The sequence below is a fragment of the Clostridium beijerinckii genome (genome assembly GCA_003129525.1).
GTDB lineage: Bacteria > Bacillota > Clostridia > Clostridiales > Clostridiaceae > Clostridium > Clostridium beijerinckii_D.
In genome coordinates this window covers 143,280-157,200 of record CP029329.1, presented here as the reverse complement: position 1 = coordinate 157,200, position 13,921 = coordinate 143,280, and the positions used below count along the sequence as shown (strand labels likewise).

Sequence of the window (13,921 nt, the reverse complement as noted above, 5' to 3'; positions counted from 1 at the left end):
GTTGGAATAGTGTCAGTTGCAATTTTAAGATTTATATTTTAAATAATCAATATTTGCATTTTAGGTTTGCTAGTTACACTAGCAAAAAAATGAAGAGTGAGGAATTATAATTATGAATAAGTTTGTTATAATAACAGATACAACGGCAGATTTACCGAAGGATTACATAGAAAAGAATGAGATTGGATTATTAGCTATATCTTTTGAAATAGACGGGAAAGAATACTCTGATAATGAATCTTTAGATATAGAAGACTTCTATAATAAAATGCGTTCTGGTTCAATGCCTACAACAGCTCAAGTAAATCCAGAACGAACCAAAAGAAAGATTGAAGAATACTTAAAACAAGGATATGATGTATTATGCATTTCTTTATCTTCAGGTCTTAGTGGTACTTATAATAATACAAGACTTGCAGCTATTGAACTTAATGAAAAATATAAAGAAAATAAAGTGGTAGTTGTGGATTCTTTAAGTGCTTCACTCGGAGAAGGATTTTTAGTTAATAAAGCAGTAGAATTAAAAAAAGCTGGAAAAAGTATTGATGAAACAGTTACATGGTTAGAAGAAAATAAGCTTAATGTATGTCAGTACTTTACCGTAGATGATCTTAATCATTTATATAGAGGTGGACGTGTATCAAAAGTTACAGCAATGCTTGGAACATTAATTGGGGTAAAACCAATTCTTCATGTAGATAATGAAGGAAAGCTTATTCCTATAGATAAAGTAAGAGGACGTAAAAGGTCATTAACTAACCTTGTTGATAATATGGAAAAATTAATGGGAAGTTATAAATATCAAAATGATATTGTATTTATTAGTCACGGCGATGCAAAGGAAGATGCAGAAATTGTTGCAGATAAAATTAAAGAAAGATTAGGAATTGAATCATTTTTAATTAGTCCAATTGGACCAACTATTGGAGCACACTCTGGTCCAGGAACCATTGCATTGTTTTTTATGGGAGAAAATAGATAATAGAAATTATATATAATACAACGAAAAAAGGTGTGCTAAAATTAGCACACCTTTTTTCGTTGTATTATATTTATCTAAGTCAGCTTTGTTATCACTCCTTTAATTTTTACGTATATTTAGTTTTGTCCTATGATTAAAAAGTATGCTTGTATAATAAGTAAAATAAATTTTAGCAACTGAATTCAGTAAAGTTTTACCTAATATTGTCGATTATAAAAGAAAAGTGTTTTTTAGTTGAGTTAAAACCTATGAATCAAAATACTGTAGTGTCTTAGAAAGACCAATTCGACAACGATGTCTATTCTTTACATAATTATAATATAGGGGGAATTTTCATGAAAATAAATTCAAAAAGACTAAAAAATGTTAAGATAACAAAAAACATAATTTTGATATGGCTTATATCGTTAATAGCAACAAGTACAATTGGTGCTGTGGGTTATTTCAATACTAATAAAATGTATAATATCACTAGTGAGATAAACAGTGATGTCATCCCAAAACTTAAGGATTGGGGAGACATAAATGGGCATATGGGGATTTTAAGAAATACTCTAACTAAAATAATAGATAGACCTTTTGATCAAGCTAATGAAAAAACAATGTTAGAATTACATGATACTATAAATATAATTATGGATAGACAAATTAAGGCATCAAAACGTGATCAAAAAGAAGCTGAATTAGCACAAGTGGCTAAAACTGCGTTTGATCATTATTATTCTTTTATTCCTAATATCATAGAACAAAGAAAGCAAGATATAGTTCCTGATAAGCAAATAACTAACGTAGATATGGCTGAGTATGGAAATGAATTATCTAAAAGTGTTACTGATCTTGTAGATTACCAAAAGAGTGTTGCTAATTTAAAAAATGAAGAGGCCAAAAACCTTTATAACAAAAATATGATTATATTTGCTAGTATCTTTGGAGCATCACTTTTAATTTTAACTGTAATATCTTTGGTTGTATCAATTGCCATTAAAAATTTAATAAAAGAATTTACTGGTAAATTACAAGCTTTATCAGAAGGTGATTTTACTATTGAAATTGATACGGAGTTAACAAATGAATTTGGCATTATGAATAATGCATTAAAGAAAACTATTACTTCTATAGCAGATATACTTAAAAACATTGAAGTTGATTCTAGTTTTATATCAAAACAAGCTACATCTCTTTCAACATTATCAGAACAGATGCATAGCTCAACAAAAGAAATATCAAGTGCTATTGATGCTGTTGCACAAGGATCTTCTGACCAAGCCTCAGAACTTATAACAATGAATACTTCATTAAGTTCTTTCGGATATACTTTAGAAGATATAACATTAACTATAAATGGTGTGGATAAGAGTACAAATGATATTAATATTAAAGCTCAAAACAGCAATGAAGAATTGACACATCTTATAACATCAATAAGTGATATATCTGAGTCTTTTAATGATGTAAGTAGAAAGATATCTTCCTTAACTAATAGTGTTAAGGAAATAACTGAAATTACAGATTTTTTAAATGCTATTGCTGAACAGACAAATCTTTTAGCGTTAAATGCAGCAATTGAAGCTGCACGGGCAGGTGAAGCAGGAAAAGGATTTGCAGTAGTAGCTGATGAAATTAGAAAATTAGCTGAACAATCTAAGAAGTCTTCACACAATATAAATGAGTTATTGAAATCAATACAAAATGAAACTTATACAGTTACACAAACTACCAATGATGCAAATAATGAACTTTCAAAGCAAGTTTCAATTATAGATACTTCTATAAATTCCTTTAAAGAAATAATTACATCAATTGGAGTTATTCTGCCTAAAATAAGTGATATTAATAGTTCTATTTTAGAAATAAATAAGAATAAGAATAGTATTATTTCTGTTGCTGAGAATACCTCTGTTGTTGCGGAAGAAAATTCCGCTTCAGCAGAAGAAATTTCAGCAACTACACAAGAGATGATTGATTCATCAAATCAAGTAGAAATATCCTCTCAATTATTAAGTGATAAAACAGATTCAATGATAACTAAAATAAAACAGTTCACTTTATAAGATAAATATAACGATTAAGGCATTTCTATTAAATTTGTATTAATAAGGAAAACTTCTATGATCAGCAGGAAATCTTATAAATATAAAAAAAGACTTGCAATTTATTTTGAGCGTGTTATAATAAATATTGTAATAAAGAAGGTTTTTAATAGATAAGTACATTTCTCCTTTTAGAGAATTATATGGATCGAAATTAATCTTTAATTTAAGAGGAGGAATTTAATAATGGAAGATAAAACTTTAGTATGTAAAGATTGTGGAAACGAATTTGTATTCACAACTGGAGAACAAGAATTCTACAAAGAAAAAGGATTTGAAAACGAACCAGTAAGATGTCCTGATTGTAGAAGAGCTAGAAAACAACAAAACAACAGAAGATAGTTTTTGTTTATTTCAAGAGTTATAATATTTTATTATAACTCTTTTTTGTTATATTATTTTTTAGCAACTATAATGATGTGTGATTTGTCGATATTATGCATTTTGAGGGTACATTTACATAATGGTATAAGTTATAAGACATCAAAAAAATGAATAAAAATAAAATATGATTTAAAAGTATGTAAGCGTAAAAAAATTAACGGATAGATAAATATAAACCTTCATTGTTAAAATTAACATAGATTTTAGCAATGGAGGTTTATTTATATGAACAATAATGAAAATATAAATTGGAGAGAAATTGTTGCAGCGTTTTCTTCTTACGAAGGAACGTTAGGAAAATTCTGCAATGCAAATCAAATTACTAAAAGTCAATTTTATTACTATAAAAAGAAATTTAAGGATGAAGATAATAATTTACAGTTTCATGCAATTTCCATGAGAGAAGAAAGAGTAACAACTGAAATCACAGTGGTTCCAACTGATAGACCTAATATAATAATAGAAATAGGAGCAGCTAAAATATATGTACCGGCTAATGAAATAGCTGTTTTGAGTAATCTACTTAAGGATTTGATTACAAATGTTTAATCTTAATAAAGTTAATACAGTTTATCTTGCATGTGGAATAACAGATTTGAGAAAAAGTATTGATGGACTAGTAGTGATTGTGCAAACGCAGCTAAAGTTAGATCCGTTTGAAAAAGTCTTGTTTGTTTTTTGCAATAGGCAAATGAATAGAATTAAGATACTTCACTTTGATGAAGGATTCTGGTTGTACTATTTCCGACTTGAAAATAGTAAATTAAAATGGCCGATGACTCCAGACGAAGCTCTTAAAATCAACAAAGAGGAATTGAAATGGTTGCTTATGGGATATGAAGTTAGAACTAAGTCTAAATTTAAGCCAATTGAAGTAAGAAATAGCTTTTAAAACAAATATTGCTGTAAACCCTTAATTTTGAACTTTTACAAGTTTCGGAATTGAGGGTTTTGTGGTAATATATCCCTATATTTATTGTGAGGTATAAGGATGGATATTTTAAATTTAGAAGATCAACTTGATGAAAAAACAAAATTATTGATTTCTAAAATGGAAAAAGACATTGAATCAAAAGATAAGGAAATTGATCATTTAAAAAAGGAATTGGCTTTTCTTAAAGGACAGATTCTTAATAAAAACAGAAAGATTTTTGGACAATCTAGTGAACAAGTTGATTCAAGACAGCTCTCACTTTTTAATGATGCTGAAAAAAACAGTGATCTTAAAATAGATGAGCCTACTATTGAAGAAATTACATATACAAGAAAAAAATCATCTTCTCATTTAGGAAAGAAAGATAATTTATCCGGCCTAGCTAGAGTTACAATTGAACACAAACTTGATGAATCCGAAGCAGTTTGCGATAAATGTGGAATTAATTTAGTAGTAATAGGAAAAAAATCAAAAGAAATTTTAAAATATAAACCAGCAGAACTTTACATAGAAGAACATATTTCATATACATATGCTTGCAAAAATTGCGAAGCGGATGCTGATAAATCCAATATAATTTCTGCAAAAATGCCAAATACTTTCTTATATAAGAGTATGGCTTCAAATGAATTATTAGCTCATGTTGTGAGCATGAAATATCAATATGCAATGCCATTATATAGAATGGAATCATATTTTAAGATGATGGATGTTAATCTTTCAAGGCAGACATTATCTAACTGGATAATAAGTTGTGCAAATGAACTTCAGCCTGTTTTTGATTATATGAAAGATGAACTCTTAAGAAGAAATTATATCCATGCTGATGAAACCTATGTGAAGGTTATTGAAGAAAACGGAAAAGACTCCAACTCAAAAAGGTTCATGTGGCTATATCGCTCCGGAGGCATAGAGAATCAGATAATTTTATATGATTATCAGAAAACAAGATCTGGCACTTGTGCTGAAGAATTTCTTGAAGGTTTCTCGGGATATCTTCAAACAGATGGATATGATGGCTATAATAAAGTTAAGAATATAAAAAGACTATACTGTATGGCCCATATTCGAAGAAAATTCTTTGATATAATATCAACATTAAACCCTGAAGCTCTAAAGCAGTCTCACGCATTAGAAGGGTTTAATTATTGTGAGCAACTTTATGAAATTGAAAAGGATTTAAGGGAACAATATATAGGCAGTGATGATTATTATGGTGATCGACATACAATAAGGCTTAAGAAATCTGCTCCTATTTTTAATAAATTTAAAGAATATGTAGATACTGAAATTGTTAATGCCCTTCCTAAAAGTCCATTAGGCAAAGCACTCGCATATGCTCAAAAGTTGTTACCAAATATGAAAACTTTCTTGACAGATGGATGCCTTGAAATTGATAATAATGCAGCTGAAAGAGCTATAAAGCCATTTGTAATTGGCAGAAAAAACTGGATGTTTTCCAAGACAGTAAAAGGCGCAAAATCAAGTGCAGTGCTTTATAGTATTACTGAGACGGCTAAAGCTAATGGCTTAGCAGTGGAAAAGTATTTAGTATATTTATTTGAAATGTTTGCAAATTCAGAAGTTAAGGAAAGGGACATACTAGAAAAATGTATGCCATGGTCTGAAGGCATTCCAGATGAACTGCGCATTAAGACTACCAAATAATTATTTCTATATAAAATTATACCCAACAGAGAATATAAGTTTTTCTGTTGGGTTTATTTTATCACTTAAATTATGCTACCGCTACGCGTCGATTCCTTGACGCTTACAAAAGTATAAAAAAGACTTGCAATTTATTTTGAACGTGTTATAATAAAAAGTATAATAACAAAGGTTTTTAATAGATAAGTACATTTCTCCTTTTAGAGAATTATATGGATCGAAATTAATCTTTAATTTAAGAGGAGGAATTTAATAATGGAAGATAAAACTTTAGTATGTAAAGATTGCGGAAATGAATTTGTATTCACAACTGGAGAACAAGAATTCTACAAAGAAAAAGGATTTGAAAACGAACCAGTAAGATGTCCTGATTGTAGAAGAGCTAGAAAGCAACAAAATAACAGAAGATAATTTTTGTTTATTTTAAGAGTTATAATATTTTATTATAGCTCTTTTTTGTATATAAAATTAAATTAAGACACATGAGAAAATAAAAAGTACATTTCATCTTTGACTAGTTATTTTTTTTCATATGCCTTAAATTTTAAACATTGGAGGTAATAGAATGTACGATAAAATAATAGAATCAGTAGATTATATAAAAGGCAAGGTAAATAGAAATCCTAAAATTGCAGTAATACTTGGTTCTGGGTTAGGAGATTTGGTTAACGTAGTTGAGGAAGCAGAAGATATAGCTTATGAAGACATCCCCAATTTTCCAGTATCAACAGTTAAAGGGCATGAAGGAAAATTGGTGTTTGGTAAAATTAATGGAGTAGAGACGTTACTAATGCAAGGAAGATTTCATTATTATGAAGGATATACAATGAAGGAAGTTACGTATCCTATATATGTAATGAAAAAATTAGGTATTGAAAAAATTATTGTAACTAATGCTTGCGGTGGAATTAATAAAAGCTTTGAGCCAGGAACATTAATGATTATTAATGATTTTATTAACTTATTTGGAGATAATCCTTTAATTGGTGTAAATGATGAAAGATTGGGAACAAGATTTCCTGATATGTCAGAGCCATATAAGATAGAACTTATTAACAAAGCTAAAAAAATTGCAGATGACTTAGATATAAAATATGCACAAGGAGTATATGCAGGATTTATGGGACCATATTATGAGACAGCTGCTGAGATTGTGATGATTGGAAGACATGGGGCTGATGCTGTTGGGATGTCAACAGTGCCAGAAACAATAGTAGCGAATTACTTGGGAATGGATGTGTTAGGAATAGCGTGTATTACTAATATGGCTACAGGAATACAAAAGGTGAAACACTCCCACGAAAGAGTTGTAGAAACAGCTAAAAAAGCTTCAATTAATCTATGCAAATGGGTAGCAAGAATTATAGAAGAAATATAATACTAAACTATATAAGGCATATTTTTAGTTGTAATTTCGCTTATATGCTTAAGAACAACTGATATTAATACACAAAGTATAGGCAGTCTAATTAGGCTGCCTATAAATTTATTTATTAATTTTAATTTTCTGATTGTGTATAAATTAAAACAGCATCTCTTAAAAAGGCAGCTAAACCAGGTTGATATTTATCGTAGTAGGCAGTAAATCTTTCATCATCAACATACATTTGAGCAAGTTTCGCATGTGCTTCTTTTGAGTAACTACTAAAAGAATAGCTTAGCCAAATGCGGTGTAGATTGACAGCTTTCTGGGCAAGGTCACCTGCAGGGTCTTTAGTTGCAAATGCTGCTTTCAATGTGTCAATTATGCTATTACCCAATTTTTCAAATTCATCATATTGATCTTTGGTCATATTCTTGAATTTTTTGTTTGATTCATTAACTTGGATATCACCATATTTAGCTCGTATTTCTTCACCGTATTTTTTATTGTTATCGTCAATACTTTTTTGCTTAAATCCTTCGAATTTTTCATTATCACTCATTATAATTCCCCTTTCTGTTGTAGCTATTGTTTTATTAACATTAGCTATTAACATATCCAATTTATTTCGTTTTGTAAGAAGCTTTTCACGATGTTCTTTTAGTGCAGCTGTTCCATCGAATGAGGGAGAGGTTACTATATTTTTTATGGTTTCTAAGTTTATATCTAATTCTCGATAAAATAATATTTGTTGTAATGTATTAACTTCTTCTTGGCCATAAATTCGATATCCAGATGAATTAATTCTTGCAGGCTTAAGAATTCCTATTTCATCATAATATCTAAGGGTTCTGGGACTAATACCTGCTAATTGACCTAATTTTTGCACCGTGTATTCCATTTGATCATCTCCTTACAAGATTACTTTACACCTTCACGTAGCGTGAATGTCAATGGTTATTTTTATGAATTAAAAGGTTCAGATATAACGTTTATGCTATAATATATAAATTGAGGAATATTATTAATTAATTACCAGATCAGTTTGCAATGATATTAATAATAGGGAGGTTTTATGTTTAATTTAAAGCAAAATTTAACACAATATAAAGGATTGCCTAGAGAAATATATATTCTTTTCATAGGTAGAATTATTAATTGTATTGGATCATTTGTTGGTCCCTTAATGGCACTTATTTTAACACAAAAATTTGGAATGTCAGCAGGGGAATCAGGAACTTTTATAGCATTTCAATCATTTCTTCAAGGGGGAGGCTTATTAGTAGGAGGAAAATTAGTAGATTCTTTTGGACGTAAAAAAATAATAGTTGTATTTCAATCATTAGGTGCTATTATGCTTTTACTGTGTGGAATTATGCCAATATCAGTTCTTACTGCTAAAATGATGATGGTATCTTCCTGCTTTTATTCAATGGCAATGCCAGCTTATGATGCTTTAAATGCAGATGTAACAAATACAAAAAATAGAAAATTATCATATTCGTTATTATACATGGGAATAAATTTAGGATTCTCTATAGGTCCATTAATCGGAGGGTTCTTATATAAAAATTATTTGTCATTGGTGTTTATAGGAGATGCAATTACAACGTTAATTTCAATGATTCTTATTGTAATGCTCATAAAAGAGAAAAAAATAGTTAGAAATTTAGAAGAGGATAATTTACAAGAAATGAATCAATTAGAAAGTGCTGTAGAGGGCTCTGTTTTTAAAGTTTTATTAACTAGACCAATCCTTATTGTATTTGGAATCATTACATTTTTTGTACAATTTACATATGCAGAGTGGGGATTTGCACTACCACTTCAAATTGGAGCATTATTTGGAAGTGATGGGGCTAAAATATATGGTTTACTAGGAGCAACAAATGGAATTGTAGTTATAATTGCAACTCCTTTTTTAATGAGGATAACTAAAAAAATATCGGAATTAAATAATATAGGGTTAAGTTCTTTTATATATATTATTTCATTTCTAATATTTGGATTTATAACTTCAATTCCATTGTTTTTCTTTGGAGTAATAGTCATGACTTTTGGGGAAATAATAGGGGCAACCAATTCATCTACATTTATTGCTAATAATTCTCCAGCTTCCCATAGAGGAAGGTTAAGTTCGACTTTATTAATAATATCAGGAACAGGATCTTCGATTTCACCTTTGGTTATAGGAAGTATAATAGATAATTATGGAATAAGGCAAGGATACATACTGACTGCATGTAGTGCTATGATTGCAGTTATGCTAGTATTTCTTGTAAATAAATCAATGTTTAATGAAGGCTATGTAAAAGCTGAATAGTAATTTTAAACAGTTTTTTTGTTCAAATTATTCTTATGATGAATCACAAGAATAATTTGACAATTAATACTCTTTGGTCTAAAATATTCTCTAGTAAAAAAAATAGAGGAGTGGTTATAAAATGATAAAAGAAAATGGTAATATTTCAATTGATACAGAGAACATATTTCCTATTATTAAGAAATGGCTATACTCTGATAAAGACATATTTATAAGAGAAGTTATAAGTAATGCATGCGATGCAATTAGTAAATTTCAAAGATTAGCTTCATATGGAGAAGCTATTGCAATGGAAGATGAACAATATAAGGTTGTAGTATCTGTAAATAAAGAAAAGAAGACTCTTAAGTTTATAGACAATGGTATTGGAATGACTGAAGAAGAAGTTAAAAAGTACATTACTCAAGTTGCTTTTTCAGGCGCAACAGATTTTGTAGAGAAATATAAAGATAAGATGGATGAAGGTAAGGATATAATAGGTCACTTTGGACTTGGTTTTTATTCAACATTCATGGTTTCTGATAAAGTTCAAATAGATACATTATCATATAAAGATCAAGCAGAACCAATAAAATGGATTTGTGATGAAGGTGGTACTGAATATGAAATGGCTCTTTCAGAAGAAAGAACTACTAGAGGTACAACTGTAACATTATATATTAATGATGAAAGCACCGAATTTTTAGAAGAATATAAGGTTAGAGAAATAATAAAGAAATATTGTTCATTCTTACCTACAGAAATATATTTAGAAGATGAAAATAAGCCAAAAGAAGAACCTAAATATGAAACAAAGAAAAACGAAGATGGAACTGAATATAAAGAATTAGTAGAAGTAGAAGCTCCAAAACCTTTAAATGATACAAAGCCATTATGGGTTAAAGCTCCAAAAGATTGTACAGACGAAGAATATAAAGATTTTTATAGAAAAGTATTTAATGATTTTAATGAACCATTATTTTGGATTCATTTAAACGTAGATTATCCATTTAACTTAAAAGGAATATTGTATTTCCCTAAATTAACACATGAATTTGAAGCAACAGAAGGGCAAGTAAAATTATACAATAACCAAGTATTTGTTGCAGATAACATAAAAGAAGTAATTCCAGAATTTTTATTATTATTAAAGGGTACTATAGATTGTCCCGATCTTCCTTTAAATGTATCAAGAAGTTTCCTTCAAAATGATAAGGAAGTTTCAAAGATTTCTAATCATATAGTTAAGAAGGTTGCAGATAAATTAGTTGACTTATTTAAAAATAGTAGAGAAGAATTTAATAAATTCTGGCCAGATATACAAATATTCATTAAGTATGGATGCTTAAAAGATGAAAAATTCTATGAAAAGATTAAGGATATAATCATCTTTAAAAACTTAAAAGGTGAATTTATAACATTAAAAGATTATCTTGAAGCGAATAAAGAAAAACATGAAAATAAAGTATTTTATGCTAATGATGAAAAACAACAATCTCAATATATTAAGATGTTTAAAGAATATGATTTAGATGCTGTAATATTTGATTGTACAATAGATGATCACTTTATTTCATTCTTGGAGATGCATGAAAGTGGGGTTAAATTTAATAGAATTGACTCTGATATTTCTGAAACATTAGGAAGTAAAACTGATGAAAATGATGAAACTGCAAAAGCATTAAATAAAGAAATTGAAGATGTATTCAAAAATGCACTCGGAGAAAAAGTTACTAAATTATCAGTTGAAGGATTAAAAAATGAAAATACTCCAGCACTTATTTTAGTTTCAGAAGAATCAAGAAGAATGGCTCAAATGAGTAAGATGTATGCTGCATCAGGAATGAACTTCCCAGGTATGTTTGATGAAGAAAAGACTTTAGTTGTAAATAGCAAAAATGCTATCATTAAAAAACTTGTAGAAGTTTCTAAGGATGATGCTAAAAAAGATGAAGTTAAATTTATTTGTGAACATATTTTAGATTTAGCTAAGATTGCTAATAAAGAATTAGATGCAAATGAAATGGATGAGTTTATAAAGAGAAATAATGAGCTTTTAAGCAAAGTCATATTACTATAGTAAAAGAGTTATAAATAATTAAATATATATAAAATGGGTGAAGTCACATTCTAACTTGCTTTCAATATAAAATTTTGATAAGCAATGGATGTGACTTTATCTATTCTGACTACCAATGAAAAATTGCATGTCTAATTTGAAATTAAATTTAAAAGATAAGAAAAAGGTAAACGTTGGAGCTTAAAAAAGAGTAGAAGGAGTTCGTGGAATTATTGAAACACAAGATCAATTACAAATTGTTATTCTACATAAAAATTCAAAAGACATTATAGCTGAATTCGTTAAAATCTCTGGAATAAAAGATAAATTATCACAAGTTGGTGATAAAATTGAAAAAAGGAATTTAGAACGACTTAAATTATTATTAAAAAAAGTATCAAGTATATTTATAAAATAACTGTTTACAAAGTTTAACAAAATCTATAAACAGTTTAATTATAATTAAAATTTTAATTTTAATATAAATAAAAAGAGATACACTAATTCTTTTATACTGCTGTATATTATGATATAATTAGCGAGGATATATTTTAAATGGAGGTTTTTTGTAATGAAACACATAAAAACTATAAACAAACCAAATATTAAAAATAGTTTATGTAAACCAGGATGCAAAGAGTGTGCAAACTCATGTCAATCAGCTTGTAAGACATCTTGCACAGTTGCAAACTTAGAATGCGAAAACTAAATTTTCAAGCAGTAACTATATAGTTGCTGCTTACTTTGTATATTAGGAGGAATTTAAATTGGCTTTAATACATAAATTTAAGCAAGGTGAAAACTTTTTTGTTTTAGATGTAAATACAGGAGCAGTTCATGTTGTAGATGAGTTAGTCTATGATATATTAGATGATAATAATTTAAGAACTAAGAAAGAGATAGTAGAAGATTTAAAAGGAAAATATGAGGAAGAGGAACTTTCAGAAGCTTATGATGAAATTCAAGAATTAGCTGAAGAAGGGATTCTTTATTCAGGAGATCAATATGAAGAAATAGCACATAGTTCAATGGATGATAGAGATTACATAAAAGCTATTTGTTTAAATGTAATTCATGGATGCAATTTAAGATGTAAATATTGTTTTGCTGATGAAGGTGAATATCATGGACATGGCGGGGTAATGAGCCTAGAAACAGCTCAAAAAGCAATTGACTATGTTATTAAGAGAAGCGGTCCAAGAAAAAATATAGAAATTGATTTGTTCGGTGGAGAGCCAACTTTAATCATGGATACTATAAAAGAAATAGTACAATATGCTAGAGATAATGAAGAAAAGTGGAAGAAAAAAATTAGATTTACTATGACTACTAATGCCACTCTTTTAACTCCAGATATGATGGATTATATGGATAAGGAAATGGGAAATATAATTTTGTCATTAGATGGAAGAAAAGAAGTTAATGATAATGTTAGAATTAAGATAGATAAGAGCGGTTCTTATGATGATATTGTACCTAACATAAAAGAAATGATTAAAAGAAGAACTAAGGGAAAAACTTATTATGTTAGAGGAACTTTCACAAGAGGAAACATAGATTTTTATGAAGATGTAATGGCTATGGTAAATGAAGGATTTAAAGAACTATCAATAGAACCTGTTGTTTTAGAAAGCGGACATCCTCTTTCACTTAGAGAAGAAGATATTGATACAATTTTTGATAATTATGATAAGTTATATGAAGAAATGGTAAAGAGAAAAAGAGAAGGAAACGAAGAATTTAAATTCTATCATTTTAATATAGATCTTGACGGCGGACCATGTGTTTATAAGAGAATTTCAGGCTGCGGAGCTGGCTTTGAATATGTTGCAATAACTCCACAAGGAGATGTATATCCATGTCATCAATTTGTTGGAAAAGAAGAATTTAAATTAGGAAGTATTTATGATGATACTTATGATACAGAACTTGCTAAGAAATTCAAGCAATCTCATATATACAATAAACCTAAGTGCAGAGATTGTTGGGCAAAATTCTATTGCAGTGGTGGATGCCAAGCTAATAACTTTAATTTCAATGGAGATATGAATATTCCTTATGAAATTGGATGTAAAATGCAAAAGAAGAGAATTGAATGTGCAATTGCATTAAAATGTGACGAAAATTAATTTAACATAA

14 protein-coding genes are annotated in these 13,921 nt (G+C 28.6%); 13 read left to right on the top strand and 1 reads right to left on the bottom strand.

The features are described 5' to 3' along the window. Window positions 1-112 precede the first annotated feature (112 nt). The 8 genes from DIC82_00690 (at window position 113) to DIC82_00655 (ending at window position 7,436) form a co-directional block, all read left to right on the top strand. Window positions 113-982 (top strand): fatty acid-binding protein DegV, encoded by an 870-nt coding sequence (locus tag DIC82_00690; GenBank protein AWK49696.1) that lies wholly within the window; start codon window positions 113-115, stop codon window positions 980-982. 335 nt (window positions 983-1,317) lie between these two features. Next, complete coding sequence (locus tag DIC82_00685) at window positions 1,318-3,033, top strand: methyl-accepting chemotaxis protein (protein ID AWK49695.1); 1,716 nt, start codon at window positions 1,318-1,320, stop codon at window positions 3,031-3,033. 225 nt (window positions 3,034-3,258) lie between these two features. Beyond that, window positions 3,259-3,414, top strand: a complete 156-nt coding sequence (locus tag DIC82_00680; GenBank protein ID AWK49694.1) for a cytochrome C551 — start codon at window positions 3,259-3,261, stop codon at window positions 3,412-3,414. 267 nt (window positions 3,415-3,681) lie between these two features. Beyond that, window positions 3,682-4,005 carry a hypothetical protein gene (locus tag DIC82_00675; GenBank protein ID AWK49693.1) on the top strand — a complete coding sequence of 108 codons (324 nt, stop codon included), beginning with the start codon at window positions 3,682-3,684 and terminating at the stop codon, window positions 4,003-4,005. Continuing rightward, a complete protein-coding gene (locus tag DIC82_00670; GenBank protein AWK49692.1) occupies window positions 3,998-4,348 on the top strand; it encodes an IS66 family insertion sequence hypothetical protein in 351 nt (116 codons plus the stop codon). Before DIC82_00675 ends, DIC82_00670 begins: the two co-directional genes overlap by 8 nt. A gap of 99 nt (window positions 4,349-4,447) precedes the next feature. After that, the gene (locus DIC82_00665) at window positions 4,448-6,058 is read left to right on the top strand and encodes an IS66 family transposase (GenBank protein ID AWK49691.1); all 1,611 of its coding nucleotides are present in this window, start codon (window positions 4,448-4,450) and stop codon (window positions 6,056-6,058) included. A gap of 255 nt (window positions 6,059-6,313) precedes the next feature. Beyond that, window positions 6,314-6,469, top strand: coding sequence for a cytochrome C551 (locus DIC82_00660; GenBank protein AWK49690.1), 156 nt, complete (start codon window positions 6,314-6,316; stop codon window positions 6,467-6,469). Window positions 6,470-6,623: 154 nt separating this feature from the next. After that, window positions 6,624-7,436, top strand: coding sequence for a purine-nucleoside phosphorylase (locus DIC82_00655; GenBank protein AWK49689.1), 813 nt, complete (start codon window positions 6,624-6,626; stop codon window positions 7,434-7,436). Window positions 7,437-7,557: 121 nt separating this feature from the next. On the opposite strand, the gene DIC82_00650 is transcribed toward DIC82_00655, so the two are convergent. Continuing rightward, a complete protein-coding gene (locus DIC82_00650) occupies window positions 7,558-8,322 on the bottom strand; it encodes a MerR family transcriptional regulator (GenBank protein ID AWK49688.1) in 765 nt (254 codons plus the stop codon). 174 nt (window positions 8,323-8,496) lie between these two features. On the opposite strand from DIC82_00650, the gene DIC82_00645 reads away from it, so the two are divergent. From DIC82_00645 to scfB, 5 genes are all read left to right on the top strand, one after another. Then, entirely contained in the window at window positions 8,497-9,744 is a 1,248-nt protein-coding gene (locus DIC82_00645; GenBank protein ID AWK49687.1) for an MFS transporter, read from the top strand. A gap of 121 nt (window positions 9,745-9,865) precedes the next feature. Continuing rightward, the gene (locus DIC82_00640; GenBank protein AWK49686.1) at window positions 9,866-11,803 is read left to right on the top strand and encodes a molecular chaperone HtpG; all 1,938 of its coding nucleotides are present in this window, start codon (window positions 9,866-9,868) and stop codon (window positions 11,801-11,803) included. A 115-nt stretch (window positions 11,804-11,918) separates the two neighbouring features. Next, complete coding sequence (locus DIC82_00635; protein ID AWK53003.1) at window positions 11,919-11,987, top strand: hypothetical protein; 69 nt, start codon at window positions 11,919-11,921, stop codon at window positions 11,985-11,987. A 366-nt stretch (window positions 11,988-12,353) separates the two neighbouring features. Further along, complete coding sequence (scfA, locus tag DIC82_00630) at window positions 12,354-12,491, top strand: six-cysteine peptide SCIFF (protein AWK49685.1); 138 nt, start codon at window positions 12,354-12,356, stop codon at window positions 12,489-12,491. 58 nt (window positions 12,492-12,549) lie between these two features. Continuing rightward, a complete protein-coding gene (scfB, locus tag DIC82_00625) occupies window positions 12,550-13,911 on the top strand; it encodes a thioether cross-link-forming SCIFF peptide maturase (protein AWK49684.1) in 1,362 nt (453 codons plus the stop codon). The last annotated feature ends 10 nt before the right edge of the window (window positions 13,912-13,921 follow it).

Bases quoted from the DNA above. Each gene is read 5' to 3' on its own strand.
- DIC82_00670 (AWK49692.1), top strand. From the start codon at position 3,998: ATGTTTAATCTTAATAAAGTTAATACAGTTTATCTTGCATGTGGAATA.
- DIC82_00645 (AWK49687.1), top strand. From the start codon at position 8,497: ATGTTTAATTTAAAGCAAAATTTAACACAATATAAAGGATTGCCTAGA.
- scfA (AWK49685.1), top strand. From the start codon at position 12,354: ATGAAACACATAAAAACTATAAACAAACCAAATATTAAAAATAGTTTA.
- DIC82_00655 (AWK49689.1), top strand. From the start codon at position 6,624: ATGTACGATAAAATAATAGAATCAGTAGATTATATAAAAGGCAAGGTA.
- DIC82_00680 (AWK49694.1), top strand. From the start codon at position 3,259: ATGGAAGATAAAACTTTAGTATGTAAAGATTGTGGAAACGAATTTGTA.
- DIC82_00690 (AWK49696.1), top strand. From the start codon at position 113: ATGAATAAGTTTGTTATAATAACAGATACAACGGCAGATTTACCGAAG.
- DIC82_00660 (AWK49690.1), top strand. From the start codon at position 6,314: ATGGAAGATAAAACTTTAGTATGTAAAGATTGCGGAAATGAATTTGTA.
- DIC82_00650 (AWK49688.1), bottom strand. From the start codon at position 8,322: ATGGAATACACGGTGCAAAAATTAGGTCAATTAGCAGGTATTAGTCCC.
- DIC82_00675 (AWK49693.1), top strand. From the start codon at position 3,682: ATGAACAATAATGAAAATATAAATTGGAGAGAAATTGTTGCAGCGTTT.
- DIC82_00640 (AWK49686.1), top strand. From the start codon at position 9,866: ATGATAAAAGAAAATGGTAATATTTCAATTGATACAGAGAACATATTT.
- DIC82_00665 (AWK49691.1), top strand. From the start codon at position 4,448: ATGGATATTTTAAATTTAGAAGATCAACTTGATGAAAAAACAAAATTA.
- DIC82_00685 (AWK49695.1), top strand. From the start codon at position 1,318: ATGAAAATAAATTCAAAAAGACTAAAAAATGTTAAGATAACAAAAAAC.